Origin of the sequence: Pseudomonas sp. RC2C2, assembly GCF_018390435.1 — a bacterium.
Taxonomy (GTDB): domain Bacteria; phylum Pseudomonadota; class Gammaproteobacteria; order Pseudomonadales; family Pseudomonadaceae; genus Aquipseudomonas; species Aquipseudomonas donghuensis.
In genome coordinates, this window is sequence record NZ_JAHBAX010000002.1 from 436,632 (window position 1) to 453,705 (window position 17,074).

Annotated in this window: 16 protein-coding genes; 7 read left to right on the top strand and 9 right to left on the bottom strand. The window is 54.8% G+C overall.

Features of this window, described 5'->3' with window-relative positions; genetic code table 11:
* The first annotated feature begins 84 nt into the window (after window positions 1–84).
* Together KHO53_RS20525 and KHO53_RS20530 are read left to right on the top strand one after the other, a co-directional pair.
* The gene (locus KHO53_RS20525) at window positions 85–1,269 is read left to right on the top strand and encodes a S1 family serine peptidase (RefSeq protein WP_213570733.1); all 1,185 of its coding nucleotides are present in this window, start codon (window positions 85–87) and stop codon (window positions 1,267–1,269) included.
* Window positions 1,266–2,411 carry a hypothetical protein gene (locus tag KHO53_RS20530; protein WP_213570734.1) on the top strand — a complete coding sequence of 382 codons (1,146 nt, stop codon included), beginning with the start codon at window positions 1,266–1,268 and terminating at the stop codon, window positions 2,409–2,411. Before KHO53_RS20525 ends, KHO53_RS20530 begins: the two co-directional genes overlap by 4 nt.
* Window positions 2,412–2,576: 165 nt before the next feature.
* On the opposite strand, the gene KHO53_RS20535 is transcribed toward KHO53_RS20530, so the two are convergent.
* The gene (locus tag KHO53_RS20535) at window positions 2,577–4,700 is read right to left on the bottom strand and encodes an AAA family ATPase (RefSeq protein WP_213570735.1); all 2,124 of its coding nucleotides are present in this window, start codon (window positions 4,698–4,700) and stop codon (window positions 2,577–2,579) included.
* 233 nt (window positions 4,701–4,933) lie between these two features.
* On the opposite strand from KHO53_RS20535, the gene KHO53_RS20540 reads away from it, so the two are divergent.
* Together KHO53_RS20540 and KHO53_RS20545 are read left to right on the top strand one after the other, a co-directional pair.
* Entirely contained in the window at window positions 4,934–5,554 is a 621-nt protein-coding gene (locus KHO53_RS20540) for a tyrosine-type recombinase/integrase (protein ID WP_213570736.1), read from the top strand.
* Window positions 5,555–5,731: 177 nt separating this feature from the next.
* Window positions 5,732–7,408, top strand: a complete 1,677-nt coding sequence (locus KHO53_RS20545) for a hypothetical protein (RefSeq protein WP_213570737.1) — start codon at window positions 5,732–5,734, stop codon at window positions 7,406–7,408.
* Window positions 7,409–7,601: 193 nt separating this feature from the next.
* Here the strand turns inward: KHO53_RS20545 and KHO53_RS20550 are convergent, their stop codons facing one another.
* The 7 genes from KHO53_RS20550 to KHO53_RS20580 all read right to left on the bottom strand — a co-directional run bounded on the left by KHO53_RS20550 (window position 7,602) and on the right by KHO53_RS20580 (window position 12,988).
* Complete coding sequence (locus KHO53_RS20550) at window positions 7,602–8,213, bottom strand: SDR family NAD(P)-dependent oxidoreductase (protein ID WP_051636740.1); 612 nt, start codon at window positions 8,211–8,213, stop codon at window positions 7,602–7,604.
* A 64-nt stretch (window positions 8,214–8,277) separates the two neighbouring features.
* Window positions 8,278–9,279 (bottom strand): NADP-dependent oxidoreductase, encoded by a 1,002-nt coding sequence (locus KHO53_RS20555; protein ID WP_010225373.1) that lies wholly within the window; start codon window positions 9,277–9,279, stop codon window positions 8,278–8,280.
* A gap of 68 nt (window positions 9,280–9,347) precedes the next feature.
* The gene (locus KHO53_RS25795) at window positions 9,348–9,671 is read right to left on the bottom strand and encodes an SDR family oxidoreductase (RefSeq protein WP_198421654.1); all 324 of its coding nucleotides are present in this window, start codon (window positions 9,669–9,671) and stop codon (window positions 9,348–9,350) included.
* Window positions 9,668–10,084 carry an SDR family NAD(P)-dependent oxidoreductase gene (locus KHO53_RS25800; protein WP_213570738.1) on the bottom strand — a complete coding sequence of 139 codons (417 nt, stop codon included), beginning with the start codon at window positions 10,082–10,084 and terminating at the stop codon, window positions 9,668–9,670. The genes KHO53_RS25795 and KHO53_RS25800 overlap by 4 nt, the downstream gene beginning before the upstream one ends.
* Complete coding sequence (locus KHO53_RS20570) at window positions 10,081–11,010, bottom strand: alpha/beta fold hydrolase (protein WP_010225369.1); 930 nt, start codon at window positions 11,008–11,010, stop codon at window positions 10,081–10,083. The genes KHO53_RS25800 and KHO53_RS20570 overlap by 4 nt, the downstream gene beginning before the upstream one ends.
* Before the next feature lie 34 nt (window positions 11,011–11,044).
* The gene (locus tag KHO53_RS20575; protein ID WP_213570739.1) at window positions 11,045–11,833 is read right to left on the bottom strand and encodes an SDR family NAD(P)-dependent oxidoreductase; all 789 of its coding nucleotides are present in this window, start codon (window positions 11,831–11,833) and stop codon (window positions 11,045–11,047) included.
* Window positions 11,834–11,893: 60 nt separating this feature from the next.
* Window positions 11,894–12,988 carry an alkene reductase gene (locus KHO53_RS20580; RefSeq protein WP_010225364.1) on the bottom strand — a complete coding sequence of 365 codons (1,095 nt, stop codon included), beginning with the start codon at window positions 12,986–12,988 and terminating at the stop codon, window positions 11,894–11,896.
* 142 nt (window positions 12,989–13,130) lie between these two features.
* Between KHO53_RS20580 and KHO53_RS20585 the strand changes: the two genes are divergently transcribed.
* The 3 genes from KHO53_RS20585 to KHO53_RS20595 all read left to right on the top strand — a co-directional run bounded on the left by KHO53_RS20585 (window position 13,131) and on the right by KHO53_RS20595 (window position 16,358).
* Window positions 13,131–13,721, top strand: coding sequence for a TetR/AcrR family transcriptional regulator (locus KHO53_RS20585; protein ID WP_010225362.1), 591 nt, complete (start codon window positions 13,131–13,133; stop codon window positions 13,719–13,721).
* A gap of 567 nt (window positions 13,722–14,288) precedes the next feature.
* The gene (locus tag KHO53_RS20590; protein ID WP_213570740.1) at window positions 14,289–15,380 is read left to right on the top strand and encodes a DUF3616 domain-containing protein; all 1,092 of its coding nucleotides are present in this window, start codon (window positions 14,289–14,291) and stop codon (window positions 15,378–15,380) included.
* A gap of 117 nt (window positions 15,381–15,497) precedes the next feature.
* Entirely contained in the window at window positions 15,498–16,358 is an 861-nt protein-coding gene (locus tag KHO53_RS20595) for a LysR family transcriptional regulator (protein WP_036994680.1), read from the top strand.
* Here KHO53_RS20595 and KHO53_RS20600 read toward each other — a convergent pair.
* On the bottom strand, window positions 16,355–16,987 hold the full coding sequence (locus KHO53_RS20600; RefSeq protein WP_374045275.1) for an ankyrin repeat domain-containing protein: 633 nt from the start codon (window positions 16,985–16,987) through the stop codon (window positions 16,355–16,357). The genes KHO53_RS20595 and KHO53_RS20600 overlap by 4 nt on opposite strands.
* Window positions 16,988–17,074 lie beyond the last annotated feature (87 nt).

Below are 17,074 nucleotides of genomic sequence, written 5' to 3' on the forward strand. Positions count from 1 at the left end.
CTGGACGTTCTTATTGGCGTGAGCTATTAGTGAATACAACTCACTGCAAGGATGCTAATTATGGTCAGGTGTATACCGCTAACGTTGGCCCTGGTAGCTCTCGCCGCATCCGCTGGTGACGTCGGCCAGTACAGCAATCAGCAAGAACTGAAGATCAAAGCCTTGAATGGGCTTCAATCGAAATCTCTCAGGGCACACGGGGAGAGCCAACTCTATGTCTATGGCAACGCTCTTCGCGAAGGCAGGGATATCACAGACAGAATAGTGACTGAGCGACTTGACCGTGACCCCGACATGGTTTTAAGAATTCGAGGATCGAATTATGGAGTAATGTCAGAGAGCGGAAACGCTGGTAGTCCATTCAGGGGGGGAAACGGGGTCACTGACCAGACCATTCGCGGTGAAACTGGGGCAATGGAAGCCAAAGAGTTAGGAGTAGTTATCCCCCCAGAAATTGAGGAGGAAAGACTAAAACAGTCGAGTGAATGTAAAGGCGAGCTCAACGATGGATTGCAAAAACTTCTAATTGCCAAGTGCTTTACATCTCTATCCAACGCGGCCCTCAAAATAACACCATACGCAAGCATTGATAGAACATACACCCGGGGACTTTCCAGTCTCTCCTCACTCGTAACCACATTGGATATTCATCGCTGTGATGTATCTGTTGTACGAAGCGGTCTTTGGGTTACGGCAAAGCACTGCCTAGATGACGTTGACTGGAATCTAGATATATTGCGCATTGTCGTTGAAAACAAGAAAGTGAAAATCACTAAAGCTGTCGCTGCCAAATGCGAGCATGAACCCTGCGATATAGCGTATCTGTACGCCGAAACGCCGCCATCTGCTGAGTTCCCAACAATACTTCCTAAAGGGGTAGAAATCAAATGGGATAATCCAATTTTCATCCCGGGCATTCCATATGGCGCAAAGCTTGCCAGCATATTTGAACCAGAGTCGCCGTACTCGAACGAACCTGTTTCCGCGGATCACGCAAAGCTCAGATATAACGACCTGGTAATGTGGAGCCCATATAACCAAGGTTTCTGTATGAGTCTGGTGAAAGATAACGCCAACTGCATCATTCACACATGCAGTACTGTGAGGGGGTTCTCCGGGGCGCCGATATACAGATACGATCAAGAAAAAGACAAAATTGTTCTTATAGGAATTCACTCTGGAGCCAACGGCGAACCTAACAAGTGCGAAGTTACGAGTAAGAATGTCAATTACGCAAAGCTTATAACTGCCGAGGACTTGCCAAAATGAAAAAATGGATAATAGCAGTTACTGCTTTAATTTCTGGATGCTCTGGAGCACCGACCTCTGATGTTTTTTATACTGGGCCGGCAAATTACGACGAGATCGATAAAGACCCAGCAATGGCCAAAACAAAAGTATTCGTCAAGCGCGGGTACTCTTGTAACTACAAGGCAAAAACAGCTGAATCAGGAGCTTTAGTTGCTCTTCTCCTTCCTACGCTTGTCGAAAAAACCATTGATTACGGATTTGACAAGGTAAAAGAATACAATGCGTATCTCAAGGCTGATGTTACAGTGAAAGGTTCGGCACTTCTAGCCTACAATACTCTGCCTGCTGCATGGCCGCCCAAGGAAGATGGCGATTTGAAGGCCTTGAAAAAACAACAATTCGTTGATAGCGAGATCACAAAGCTAACGAGTTGGTACCTCAAGCAAGATCGCAAACATACAAATAAGGATGAAAGCCTAGAAAAACTGATAGATGACAAAAAAAAGAGATTTGGGGAGCAATTTGATAAGGAAAACATAGCAATTCTCCAAGCATCTGAGAATGATCTTTGTGTTCTTTTGATCTCCGGCAACTACAAAAATGATGCTGGCACCAAGGCCCTTGACGACTTTGTGAACGAGGTAGGCGCAAGTAGAGAAAACCTGCTTGCCTACCAGGCAAAAGTTCCAACAATTGAAAGTAAAGATAAGGATATGCCATTTAAAGGCCTTGTTGGCGCCCCATCTCTTGTATACGAGATGCACATAGTTGTGACTCCAGACTCTGAAGTAAACACTTTTGCTGCCGTGCCTCAAAATCTCTTCTACCCCAACTCCCTCCATAAATGGACAACCAATAAGCCAGAGAGAAAGCTAACTATTATTACAGCACTTGGAAGTCATATACAGCCTATCGAAATCCAGCACATAAAAGCTGGAGGCTACTACGATATCAATAAACTCTATGACTACTGGGCAATGTTTACAGCACCTAAAGATGAAGCATTTCAGCAAATTAGCCTCTCTATCTCTGAAGGCCCTGACAAGATGATCACATCAGACTTTTTAGATGCTATAGAAACTCAAAGAGACCCGATCAAGAAAAAAGCTAAAGATTATGCAGACAAAAAGGTTGGCAACACAAAGGACGAGGACAAGTAACCTTTATCCTTTGAAGTACAGCCCTCCCCCGGAGGGCTCGTCTCGAACTTCCGCAATGGGTTGGTTTCAGCCGATGGCGACAGGCAGAGATCGGCCAGAAGCAGACCTCGAACAACAATAAATCGATACAAATTCACATCCCCTAAACCGTCCTGTTTACAATTTTCACTGAATTTCGTTTATAGCTTTGTCGCACTCATCAATGACGTATTGCGGTACCATTTGATAGGATCTTGGATTTAATTGATAGATGTAATCGTTCTCTATATGAAATGATTGATTGATGAATTTTGCAATTACATTTGAAGTGGCTACCGCTTTCTCGTCAAATATCATGCGATATATATGCAATTTCTCATAGTTGCTTGTCGTATCCAAGTACAGCTTTTTCATCTCTGCGTTGACGCTACTCAGTGCGTATAATTTATCATAATCGAAGTCATGAATATGACCCACTATCTCAGCCGTTCCTGACGCGAACTCTTCATCAGTTAGGTCGCGTAGAACCAGCTCGAACACACCACTTTCTATTTCTCTTTGTTCGTAAATTTGTGGGCGCTCCCGCTTGTGAAGAACACTGGATAGTACGTCGAACGCCAAATTCTTTCTATTGATTACTTCGAAATATCTTCGCAAATAAATTACTTTATGAAGTGCATGAATCTGATCCGCAAGATTGGAGGTGTTAATCTCAACAAAAGTCTGAATGTCCTTCCTCTCAATCGTCTTCTCGGTCAAATATCCCTGTTTGTTCTCCAAAAAACAGGCGCTTAGCGACTCAAATCTATCCCGGTGATGATGAATCAGGTCAACAACCGGTTCGAAGTCATGACTCAGCATTAGGACAGTTTTACCACTAAGCGAGGATTTTCCCTTCGAGAATAGCATGTCCATAATGGCATATTTTTTATTCTTATCGAATGAGGAGATTGGATCGTCTAGGATAATCAAATCTGCTTTTTCTTTCAGGGCTTGGAACATAAATAGCACTAAAGCAAACGCGTTGCGCTCACCAAAACTCAACCGACTCTTAACTTCGGTAACTTCGCCTATAATGTCGTTCGGCTCAAGTTTTAGGCGGTACTCTCCGCTGGCTTCTTCTTTCAAAAACACATGGTAATTGTATCCAGCATTCCTTAGGAATTGATTTATTTTTTCACCATGATCTTCAATCAACTTTTTAATCAACAGCTTTTGCTTGGCAACTTTTCCTTGTAGGTTTCCGGCGATCTCTTGCAGTTTTTCAAGTTCTTTGTTGACTATGTCTGCTTTAGCTTGAGTCGCCTCTGATTTCAAGTATGGGAAATTGCTCAGATCAATTACCTGGTTTTTTATGGCGTTGAGAACTTTGTCGACGTCTTTTAAGGATGAGAAGCCGAGTGAACGAGCGGCAATGAAGCGCTCTCTCAGTCGTCCGATTTGTTCCTTTATTTCGAGTAAATAATTAGACTCGTCGTCAGTGTAGCCATCAATTTTTGAGATAAATCCTGTGATTCGCTTTCTCGTTTCTTCGGAGAAGTATTGTTCGAGGTGCTGAAAGGCGATAACAATCTTATTAAGGTTTTCGATTGCTTTGGGTTTATAAACATCAGACACCTTTTTTATGATTTCTTTCTTCTCGGTAGCATCTGTCGCACAATATGGGCAATCGCTACCCATATCCATGAATGGTGCACCTTGGTGCTGCCAACTCACCCATTTATAGTTATTGTCGTTCTGGATAAAATTTTTGAAGGGCTCTAAACCTTCGGGGATATTGGCAACGTTGTTGCCTCCTTTAAAAGCTTGGGACATGGCACTTGATGCATGTATCCCTTGTGTAACTTCTTTTCCGAAGGCAGTAATTATCTCCTCGAAATCTGCCAGTAACCCGGAAATTTCTTCATCTCCATTCAAGGTGTTTTTCATTTGCGAGGTCATAGCCTCAATTTCAAGTATTCCTCTTTCGTAATCTTCGCCACGGATGAAAATGTCGAAACTTCCTTTGACCAATTCGTCTGCCTGAAAAGCGACTTCATTGATATATTTTTCATCGAAAATCAGAAAGTTTTGGACAGCTTCACATCCTTCCACGACTGGTACTGCTTCCTTGTCCGCTCTTAACTTGTAGGGTCGGAGTTGGGCCAGTTCTTTTGACTTGTTTTTATAGTCATTTACGGAAGCTGCGATGGCTTTTGCAATACTACTCTTCCCGGTACCGTTGATTGCATGCTTGATGTTAAGTGTATTTTCTTTGATCTCAATTTCACCATGATCAATATTGTTGCAGTTTCGGATGCTTATCTTCATGCGCTGTCCCCTTTGTATTTATTTTTGTATCGCACAGCTATTCGGCTCAGCCTACTTCGAATTACATGATCCTTCGTACTTGCTACCTAGGAAGGGTCCTACGTTTTGTAAAATTAAGGGCAAATAGACATAGGTTTATTAGCATAGTCTAAACGTCGGCTTCTGGCCGGTTAGCGACCACCACGCACTGTGACTGATCCACCCTTGTCCTCCCTCAACATGGAGGACAAGCCATGAATACTATTGCTACATACAGCCACCAGCCTTGGAACAAGGGAAAGCTTGTCGGGCAGAAAGCCCCGCTCCGAGTCAGAGATATCTGGGCCATCCGAGTCAGGCTCCAGCTCGCGGAGAAGACACGGGATCTGGCTCTCTTCAACTTGGCTATCGACAGCAAGCTGCGTGCCTGTGACTTAACCAAGTTGCGAGTACGAGACATAGCCCATGGGGAACATGTGTCGTCACGGGCCATCGTGATGCAGCAGAAAACTCAGCACCCAGTGCAATTTGAAATCACTGAGCAAACCCGAACGGTTCTGGAGGCTTGGATGCATCAGGCTCACCTCCGCAGTGAGGACTTCTTGTTTCCGAGCCGGTTGCACGGCTCAGATCATCTCTCCACCAGGCAATACGCTCGAATAGTCAAAGCGTGGGTGACAGCCATTGGCCTTGACCCAACCATGTACGGTACTCACACGCTACGGAGAACCAAGGCATCGCTGATCTATCGCAGGACGAAGAACCTGAGAGCGGTCCAACTCCTGCTTGGTCATACGAAGCTTGAAAGCACCGTCAGATACCTGGGAATCGAGGTCGATGACGCCCTGGAAATGGCGGAACAGACAGAAGTCTGACCACCCACTGCGACGGTCGATGCTAGACCGTCGCTGTCCGACCCATAGCGGACGGTTGCCGAGGCTTGCATACGACCAAAGCAGTCATTCGACACTGCCAACGAATTCAGAAGAGACTCACCCAAAAATCTCCGGCCAGTGATAGCATGGTGCCATTTTGATATCAAGGAAGATCATATGGGTTGGTTCTCTGACAAAACCTCACTGGCGGCCATGAAGGAAGCCCTATCCGAAGCCGCGACCAAGGTAACCGCGACAGTATCGTCTATTGATCTCAAGGAGACTGCACTCAGCGTTAAAGATGTCGCTGTCAGTGCGGCCGAAAAAACCAAGGATGCCTCCATCAGCGCCTATAGTGTCACGCGGGAAAAAACCGTGAGCACCTATTCCGTAGTCTCGGATGGTGTGCGTAACTTCGATTACGCCGAGCTACGTCGCGCAGAGTATTACAAAGACACTTTCACCGAATACAAAGATATTGGTTTCACGAAGGTCTCTGCGTATTTCCGTTCTACCTTCGAAGTAGAAAAGAGCACCATGGAGATGGTCGAGGGCATACGCAGTAGTCTACCCGTCCCCGCCCAGACTCTCGATGACATCTTTGAGCAGTGCAAACGTGAGGCGATGCGGCGGGCTATCGCTTCATTCGCCCTGGGGGGCGTCATGCAGAACATCGACAGCCATAGCGCTAGCAAATACGAGAATCTCTCGGAATCCTATACCGCCTTCTCTGAGCGCACAGGAAACGCAATGTTTGATGATCCAAACTTTGCGGCAATGAAAGATACCCGCTACGACGCTCAGAAAAATTGGAAACAGCTTGAAAATGGCTACTACAAGGATGAGTCACTCGATCCTTTTGGAACAGACATCGAACATGTGGTCGCCCGCAAGGACTACTACGAGGATCTGTTGTTGCGCGCGGGCACCACGGATGATGACTTCTTTACTCTGATCAACTCCAAAGAAAATTTGGTATTCGCAGACGCTTCGCTCAATCGATCCCTGCAAGACAAGAATATCTATAAATATCTCGCAGACAATGGTACTCCACATGCCGATGATCCCGACTTAATCGATGTCGAAATTAAGCGCTCCGGAAGAGTCGTGACGGTGCGCAAATCCGACATCGATGAAGCGTTCAATAGAGCAGAGGAAAACCGCAGCCATCACCGTCTGCAAGCAGCCAAGGAGATAGGCACAACAGTAGTATTCACCGGCGCCAGCATGGCAGCCCAGCAGGTTGTTGGCCTGATAGTGCTGGAGACGATTGATATATTTGTCGATGAAATTCGTGATTTCACTGTTAACGGCCGGGTCCTTAACGAAGATGGCTGGCTGCAAAATACCAAGGATGCCACCACCCGCATTCAACAGCGCCTGAACGAACGTTTTGAGGAGAGGCAGATCTGGGCCCGTGCCAGATCACTGGGCCTTGAGGCCGGCGTAGCAGGTGCCTTGAGCGTGATCCCGCAGATACTCATTTCATTGATCATCAAGATGCCAGCCTTCGTGCTGGCCTTGGTGCGTGAGTGCACACTAAGTCTTGTGCGGTGTATACGTATCCTACTCAGCAAGGAAACTTCCAAGCTAGACGCGATTACCATAGTACTCGCCGGCACAGCCTCGGCCATCGTAGGAGTGTATGTCGGCCGAGTGATCAGTAATGCTATGGCTGGAGTTCCCCTGCTCAATAATTTTAATTCTCAGATTTCCAGTGTGCTAACCGGCGTGCTGGTGACAGCCGTCCCATTAGCTGCCATCTACACATTTGATCAGAACAAAAACAAACTTACATTTGTCACTTCCCGCTTTGCTAAGTCGCGAGATGCTGACGAGGCCGTTCCAACATAAGCACCAGCGCTGCTCCAGTGTTCTGTCTCTGAAAGATGTTCTCTTTTGGCGAGCGGCTTTAGCGCTCGGCCAAGGCGCGGTCAAAAGTGAAACCATCTCCGAGACAGGAAAATAGCTGTCATTCACGAGTGGCCGCTACGACCCAAAGCAGCCCTTGCTGGAGGACAGCAAACGGCCAGTAGCAGACGTTTGGTCAACCCTTAGTGCGTACCGGTAGAGCCAATGTCGGTTTGCCCAGCACGTACGTGGTGACCCGTGATGCGAGAGGGCGTGACAGAAAACGCACGCCAAAACACGTCAGTTTATTGAACAGTCCAGGTACAACCGTGCGCTTGCCTCGCAACATGGCCTGGATGGCGGACTGTGCGACAAACGCTGCGCTTTTGGTCGAAGCGTTGGCGATCCATGAGTGGTCGCCGCCTGACGCACTGTGGAAGGCTGTATCAGTGCCGCCAGGGCAGATGCAGGTGACCGATAAGGGCGTGCCGCTATGTTCGTCGTGGAGCGCTTCGCTGAAGTTGCGAACGAAGGCTTTCGAGGCGGCGTAGAGCGCCATGTTGGGTACGGACTGGTATGCACCGGTGGACGCTATGTTCACCATGTACGCGGGCGTGTTAGTGGTTTTGTGTGCGTCTACAAAGCATCGTGCGAGGGCGACCAGGGAGTTCATGTTGAGCTGCATGAGCTCCGCGTCGCGTGTCCAGTCGACCTCGTCGAAGCGGCGGAAGTATCCGAAACCAGCATTATTGATGAGGATGTCGATAGGGCCGTTGGCAGTCGCCGCAGCCCATAGCGCGCGTGCCAACGCGGGCTGATTTAGAAATAGTCATGGTCTTCTCCTGGATTGCGAACTCGACGGGGGCTGCTGGCTAAATTACTTTCACCACGACCTTGCCCTTGGCGCGCCCACTTTCAACGTAGGCCAGTGCTTTAGCGGTGTCGGCGAAGGAAAAAACGTTGTCGATGATCGGGCGGATGGCGCCGGCCTCGACGAGGGCAGTGATTTTGCGCAGGTGTGCGCCGCTGGCTTGCATGAAGACAAACGAGTAATCCACCTGTTTTTGCCTTGCCTTTCTCCGGATACCGGCACTCAGCAGACGCAGCACCTGTTTGAGCGGCCAAGCCAGGCCACGCGCGGCGGCAAACGCCGGGGTGGGCGGCCCGGAAATGGAGATGAGGTGCCCACCGGGTTTGAGAATATGCAGAGATTTGTTCAACTCGTCGTTGCCCAGGCTGTTCAGCACCACGTCGTAGTTGCGCAGTTCGTTGGAAAAATCCTGCGTTTTGTAATCGATGATGACGTCCGCATCCAAAGCGGTTGCCCAATCGACATTGGCTGTACTCGTGGTAGTGGCGACAAAGGCGCCCAGGTGCTTGGCCAACTGGATGGCAACGGATCCGACACCGCCGGAACCGGCCTGGATAAATACCTTCTGCCCTTTCTGCAACTGAGCGGTTTCGACCAGCACCTGCCAGGCAGTCAACGCCACCAACGGCAGGGCGGCGGCCTCTACCATGTTGAGGTTTTTGGGCTTCACTGCAACTGACGACGCCTTGACGGCAATAAGCTCGGCAAAGGTGCCGATGCGGTCATCATCCGGACGCGCATAAACCTCGTCACCCGGCTTGAAGTCGCGAACGCGGGCGCCAACGCGCACGACCTTACCGGCCACGTCGTTGCCCATAACAAGCGGCAGACGGTAGGGAAGAATCAGCTTGAATTCACCGCTCTTGATCTTGCTATCCAACGGGTTGACGCTCGCCGCGTGAACCTGGATGAGCACGTCATCATCCCGTACTTCAGGGGCGGGCATTTCGCTGATGTGGCCAACCTCTTTCTTCCCGTAACGATCAATGATGAACGCCTTCATGGTGGGATGGTTCTCTGGAGTTTTTGAACGAATGGGTGTCGTGGGGCCGGGGGCTTGAGGCGACGCAGTTACCAGTTTTCCTTGAACGGTCTCAGGTCGAGCTCCTGGGTCCACGCCGATTTCGGCTGGCGGTGCAGCAGCCAGTAGTTGTCGGCGATGGCGTCATAGCCGAGCAGGCCGTCCGACGCGGAAAGGTCTCTGTCGGGAAAGACGGCCTGAAGCCGATCTCCACTGATTCCGCCGTCAATGACGACATGGGCAACATGGATGCCTTTGGGCCCGTACTCACGAGCCATGCTCTGCGCGATCATGCGCAACCCGGCTTTGGCAGCGGCGAAGTGGGCATAGCCGGGCTTGCCGCGCAGGCTGCCTGAGGCGCCCGTGAAGATCACGGTGCCCCGGCCCAATGGCACCGGCGGGCGGCTTCGCGACCGATCAGGAAGCCAGAGTAACAACCAACGCGCCAGAAGTCCTCAAACTGCGCGGCGGTTAACTGGGTGAAATCGATAACGGCGTTGTTACCCGCGTTGGAGATCACCACATCGGCAGGCTCGCGCCCGGTGCCGGGACTCATCGCGCGATCGAACGCTGCCATTACCTGGGTTTCGTCGGTTACGTCAGTTGGTAACGCCTCGGCGCTGCCGACGGCCAGAGCGGTGATTTCTGCCACCACCGTGTCGATCTTGGCTGGCGTACGGCCCACAACGATGACGTGATAGCCCTCGCGCGCAAAACTTTTGCACACGGCCCCGCCAACGCCGCGTACCGATCCCACGCCGAACACAATTGCCGTTGGTTGACTCATTTCATCGTTTCCGTTGCGCTGAGGGAGCTGATCGCCCCGATAGACTCCGGTTGGGCCTCAAGAAAGGCCTGTGCTGTGTGCACAAACTCGCTGTGATACTGAAAAATTCCGCCATGCCCAGCATCGTTGTAGATCACCAGTTGCGCGCCAGGGATGCGCCGCGCCATGTCGTGACTGTTCTCGGTCGGCACCATGATGTCCTGATCGCCATTGGCGATTAGGACAGGGACACGGATGCGGTCGAGCGACTGAGGCGCCTGCCGGCCCCACGCCTTGATGGCCTTCAGTTGGCGCAGCAAGGCATAGGGAGTCGGGCCTTTGTCCCGGTTTGACTTGCGCTCTTTCAGCCGCTGCAAAAAAGCCCTGGCAGCCAACCGGCCATTGGCTGTGGAGGTAAAAAACAGATAAGTCTTTGGGTCGCGCAGGGTCAAAAGACCTTTGAGCATCAGTGGCCAAGAGACCTTGGCGACCTGTTCGATACCGATTCCACCTGCCGGCCCCGTACCCGTCAGAATTAGCCGGCGCACGCGCTCAGGGGCCTTCAGCACGATGTCCTGTGCGACGAAGCCCCCGAGAGAGAAACCCAGCAGATCGACGGTGTTCAAACCCAGCGCCTTGCTCAGTTCAATCACATCCCGCGCCATCCCATCGATGGTCACTGGTGCGGTTCCGCCTGAGGCGCCAATGCCTCGGTAGTCGATGGCTATAACGCGCCGCGTGCGGGCGAGCCCATCCACGATTCGCGGGTCGAAATTATCCAGCACCGCGCCCCAGTGGTTCAGCAGAATCAATGGCACGCCACTGCGCGGGCCCAGGTCACGGTAGGCAAATGCAGTGCTGCCAACCGTGACCGAGCGTGTGGGGGTGTCGATGTAGCTGGGGCTTGGTACGCCACTTGGTTCGGCGCGTTTTACCTGGGCTGTCATGGTTCTCTCCTGGGGCAACGTGCCGGAGCGGCCTTTACGCCTTGACCTGATAGCGCTCGGCGACCTGCGCCTGACGCAAGTCAGAAATCAGGCCCAGTCGTGCACCGTTCAACGCTTCCCAGCGCGCCGCGTCGTGCAACGGCGGGATGGTGATCAGTTCACGGCGGTCGAAACCGACCAGTGCCGCGTCGACCAGGTCGTCCACGCTCATCAGGTCGGCAAGCGTGTTGATGTCGATGCCTGCACGCTCCCAGATCTCGGTGCGGGTTCCGGCCGGCAGCACGGCCTGCACGTAGACGCCCTTGGGCGCGAGCTCCAGGCTCAGCCCTTGGGACAGAAACAGCGCAAAAGCCTTGGTCGCACCATAGACCGACATCCCGAACTCCGGCGCGAAGCCAACCACCGAGCCGATATTGACGATCGCACCCTTGCCAGCCTGCGCCAGACGCGGGGCGATGGCGCTGGCCAGGCGAACCAGTGCGGTGGTGTTGAGCGTGACGAGGCGGGAGATATCGTCTGTGGATTGGTCGATGAACTGACCGGACATCGCAGCCCCGGCGTTATTGATCAGGGTTTCAATCTGGGTGTCCTCGCGCAGACGTGTCTCGACTGCCGCCAGATCGCCCGGTTGAGTGAGGTCTGCCGCAAGAACGTCTACCGTTACACCGGTTTCCTCGTGCAGACGCACGGCTAGTGCGTCCAGACGTGCCCGGTCGCGGGCGACCAGTACCAGGTCGTGGCCTCGGTGTGCGAAACGCTGTGCGTAGATGGCGCCAATGCCGGTCGAGGCGCCGGTGATCAGAACAGTAGCCTTAGAGGTCATGATGTTTTCCCGTGATCGAAAAGGTGAACCCATGCCGCCGCACGCAGCATGAGCAGGTGGTTAATTGGCGCTGGAAATTTCGAGGGTCGGATAATCGATGTAGCCCTTGGCGCCGCCGCCATACAGGGTGGTGGGATCCAGCGCGTTCAGGGGCGCGCGTTGCTCCAGTCGTTCGACCAGATCCGGGTTGCTGATGAAGGGGCGGCCAAAGGCAAACAGATCGGCCTTGCCCGCGTTCAGGTGGGTGTTGGCCAAGTCGAGGTCATAACCGTTGTTGGCCAGGTAGGTGTTCTGGAAGCGGCTGCGTAGCGCATCAAAGTCGAACGGTGCGACATCACGGGGACCGCCGGTGGCGCCTTCCACCACGTGTAGATAGACGATGCCCAGCGCGCTGAGTTGGTCGACGATGTAGTCGTACTGCGGCTGTGGAGCACTGCAGGAAATGCCGTTGGCCGGCGAGACGGGAGAAATACGTACGCCCATGCGGTCGGCACCGATCTCCTTGGCGACTGCGGCAGTGACCTCCAGCAAGAGGCGGGCGCGGTTTTCGATAGAGCCGCCATAGGCATCGGTACGCACGTTGGCGCCGTCTTTGATGAACTGCTCGAGCAGGTAGCCGTTGGCACCATGCACCTCAACGCCATCGAACCCAGCCGCAATAGCGTTGGCCGCAGCCTGGCGGAAATCGTCGACGATGCCGGCCAGCTCATCCAGCGCCAGTGCGCGTGGTTCGGAGACATCGGCAAAACCGTTGTTAACGAAGGTCTTGGTCGCGGCGCGGATGGCCGAGGGGGCAACTGGCGCTTCGCCATTGGGCTGCAGATCGACGTGGGAAACACGGCCGACGTGCCACAGCTGTACAAAAATCCGCCCGCCCTTGTCGTGAACGGCATCGGTTACTTTTCGCCAACCGTCGATCTGCGCCTGCGTGTAGAGACCGGGTGTGTCTTGGTAGCCCTGAGCCTGCGCCGAGACCTGCGTGGCTTCGGTAATCAGCAAGCCCGCCGAGGCGCGCTGACTGTAGTAGGTAGCGGCATGCTCACTGGGAACCAGACCGGCACCGGCACGATTGCGCGTCAGCGGCGCCATCACGATACGGTTCGGGAGCGTGAGCGGCCCAAGGGTGTAGGGTTCGAAAAGGGTTTTGTCAGTCATGAGGTTACCTGCGCCGGATCGGCTTCACTAAAAGTCCATTTATGATGTTGATCGTCATCTTTACTGTCAAGAGTTTTGATGATGATCAACATCAATGTATGATGCCGGTATTTCTGATGGCCGAACCAGAGGAGTCCTGCAGATGAAAGTCAGCAAAGCGCAGGTGCAGGCAAACCGCGCGCACATTGTCCAGACGGCGTCGGTGCTGTTTCGCGAACGGGGTTACGACGGCGTGGGTATCGCCGATTTGATGGCCGCCGCAGGCTTCACCCACGGCGGGTTTTACAAGCACTTTGCGTCCAAAGCCGAGCTGCTAGCGGAGGCGGCCACCTGTGGTTTCGCACAAGGCGCCGCCAGAGCGGACGAGATGGATGGGCTGGGGTTCGTGAAGTACTACCTGTCCAGGGAACATCGCGACGCGCGGGGTGACGGCTGTACGATGGCAGCGCTGTCTGCCGACGCGGGACGCCAGCCCGAGCAGATCAAAGCGGCGTTTGCGTCTGGCCTCGAAAGCATGCTGGCGACGCTGGCGAGCAAAGCTGGCGAAGCGGACTCGGCCGAAAGCGAGTTACGTGCCCAACGCATTGTGGTGATTGCCCAAGTGGTCGGTGCACTCATGTTGTCGCGTGCTTGTCCGGATGATTCAACACTAGCCGACGAGATCCTAGAGGCCTGCTGTGCGGACGTTTTGACTAGACTTTACTCCCGCACGAAACCTTCCAGCGTCTCCTGACCACGTGTTCGGCATGGTGGAACCTGCTTGCAGACCCTGCGTCTGGAAAAGGCCAAGCACTTGCTGAAAACCACCCATCCTGGTTTCGAGGTATTCCCCCAACCGAGTGAACTACGAAAACAGCAATTCGTTCAGGCGACTTTTCTGCCAGCCTATTGGCATTTCAGCGGCGCTTTCCGCTAGCGCCTTCTTCGGCTTCCGCCGAACACGTAATCTCCACAACTGCCTTGCTCGTACGCACCGAGGCACCGAGCCTCAAGGCCTAATGAACACACCGCGCACCCTACAAAAAGCGGCTTTTGTTCGGTTCACGAACGTCCGCTACTGGCCGATTGCAGCCCTTCACGCTATGTAGTTTTTTGGCCACTCTACCCGACGGGGTGGCAGCTGCACGCGGGTAACCACGCCAGCGACCAAGGAACCCGGCACGCACGAAAACGCCCCACGCCCAGCCCCCACAACAAAAAGTGCCGCGGGGTGGGAACCCTGCCAATAACCTTGATTGTTAACAAACAGCCACTAGCCTATACACATCTTCGCGTAACCCCCTCAACGCAGGAGAGCCCCATGAGCAAGCCAGCCAATACCGTGATGCTGTGCTTTGATCCGGCATCTGCGTCGTTGCGCGATGGCCTTTCGGTTGCCCTGCAGATCGGCGGCACGCTGTGGCTGGCCAACGACGAAACCACCAGCCTGGAACGCCTGACGATCCAGCCCGCAGCACCCGGTGAGGCCGTGACGTGCGATGAGCACCACTCCTTCCCGCTCATGAAATACCTGCACCTGCCCATACCCGATCCAGAAGCCGAGATCGACATCGAGGGCCTGGCCTATGCCCCTGACGGGGGGTATCTCTGGATCGTCGGCTCCCATAGCCTCAAGCGCAAGAAGGCGGACGCCGACAAGTCTGCGCTGAAGAACATCAAGCGCCTGTCGACCGTAGAGGCAGACGGCAATCGCTTTCTGTTGGCGCGCCTCCCTGTGGTGCAGCAGAACGGCAGCTATGTGCTCGCCGCAAAGGTGAATGGCGATGGACGTACGGCGGCGCAGTTGCATGGCAATGCGCTCGGCAACGACCTGACCGCGGAAATTGCCAGGGACGATCAGCTACGCGACTTTCTGCGCATCCCGGGCAAAGACAACGGTTTCGACATCGAAGGCTTGGCCGTCATCGGCTCGCGCCTGTTGTTGGGGTTGCGGGGGCCGGTGCTGCGCGGCTGGACCGTGCTGCTGGAGATTGAACCCGAACTCGATGGCGACTCGACCGACACCTTGGTGCTCAAGAAGATCGGCCCGGGTGGGCGCCGCTACCGCAAGCACTTCTTCGCGCTCAACGGCCTGGGGGTGCGAGACCTGTGCAGCAGGGGCGACGACCTGCTGATTCTGGCGGGGCCGACCATGGACCTGGACGGCCCGGTCACGGTGTTCCGTTGGCGCGGCGGCTTCGCAGCCGATGAAGAGCAGGTGGTGTTTGCCGATCAATTGGAGACGGTGCTGGAGGTGCCGTTCGGCAAAGGCGACGATCATGCAGAGGGCATGTGCTTGTTCAAATCGGGTGAGGAGAGCAGGGAGCTTTTGCTGATCGTCTACGACGCTGCCGCGCAGCGTCGTAAACACGGTGACCGGAGTGTGGAAGGGGACCTGTTTACCCTCAATTAGCGGCGGCTGCGCGGGTGTGGCGGGTTATGCAGGCAGGGCACGCTTCGCCAGCGCGGTATTGAAATCGCTTTTCCCGCTACAATGTGGCTCCCTGCATCGATAAAACCGATACCCCCAATGCGCTACTCTCCAGAAGCCCTCCAAGCCTTCGTCGAAGCCGCCGCCCTGGGCTCCTTCTCCGCCGCCGCCCGCAAGCTACGCAAAAGCCAATCCACCATCAGCGCCGCAATCGCCAACCTCGAAGCCGACCTCGGCGTCACCCTGTTCGACCGCCAGGCCCGCCAACCCGTGCTGACCGAAGCCGGGCGCAAGGTACTCGGCCATGTGCAGGAGATCCTCGCCGCCAGCGAGCGCCTGGACCAACTGAGCATCCGCTTGGCGGACAAGGTCGAGCCGCGGCTGACGATCGTGTTTTCCGACATGCACCAGCTCAACCCGGACAACCGGGTGATGCAGCTGTTCGAGCAGCGCTACCAGGACATCGAGCTGGAATGCATGATCGCCGAGGCGGGTGATGTGCTGAACCTGTTGCAGAGCGGCCGCGCACATTTGGGCATGCTCGCCGCGCAACCCGGCTACCCGCCGGATGTGGCCGCCACGCGGCTGGCGGCGCAGGCGCAGATGGGGATTTTCGTGGCCAGCAATCACCCGCTGGCGCAGCTTGAGCAGCCGACCCAGGCGCATCTGGCCGGGCATCGTCAGTTGTACTTGAACACCTACACCGACAGTGTGAACAAACCCCAGGGGCGGGTGTGGTCGGCGCCGGATTATCTGATGCTGCTGGAGATGACCGAGGAGGGCTTTGGCTGGGCCGAGTTGCCGCACGGCCTGGTCAAGCAGTACGGCCATGGCCAGCTCACCGAGCTGAAACTGCGCGGCTGGCCACGGCCGATCGCGGTGGATGTGGCCTGGTCGAAGCTGACCCCGCCGGGGCCGGCGGGGTTGTGGTTGCTCGATCGTTTGCTGGAAAGCAGCTAGGCGCGGGCGCCGGCCCGTTCCAACAGCACCTGTATCTCTTTGTAGCCCCGTTGCCGCGCGTGCTGCAGTGGGGTTATGCCGTCACCATCGGCAAGGTTCACATCAGCCTCGGCCTTGATCAGCTCCCGCACGATGTCGACATGCCGCTGGCCGCCGTCGCCGAGGATGATGGCCTCGAGCAGGGCGGTCCAGTGCAGTTTGTTGACGTGATCGACGGCGACGCCTGCGGCAATCAGCAGGCGCACGGTCTCGACATGGCCGCGTTCGGCCGCCGGTATCAGCGCGGTGCCGCCGTAGCGGTTGGTGCTGCTCAGGTCGGCGCCGTGGGCCAGGGTCAGTTTGAGGATGTCGTTGTGGCCGCGGGCGCCGGCGTACAGGTAGGGGCTGTCTTCGATGGAATCCTTGGCGTTGACGTCGGCGCCGGCGTCGATCAGCACCCGGGCGGCTTCGACCTGGTTGTTGTGGGTGGCCAGCAGCAGCGGGGTACGGCCCATTTTGTCGCGGGCTTCGAGCTTGGCGCCCTGGTCGAGCAGGCTGTGTACCTGTGCTGCCTGGCCATTTTCGGCCGCGCTGCGCAGCTGGCTTTCGAGGGTGCCGCCATCGGCATTGGCGGTCAGCGATGTGAGCATGGCGAACACCACGGCAAGGTGAGTGGACAGGCGTTCAAGGAGCATGGCAGTACCTCCTGGTGGGCGATTGCTCGCAGGGTCGGGCCA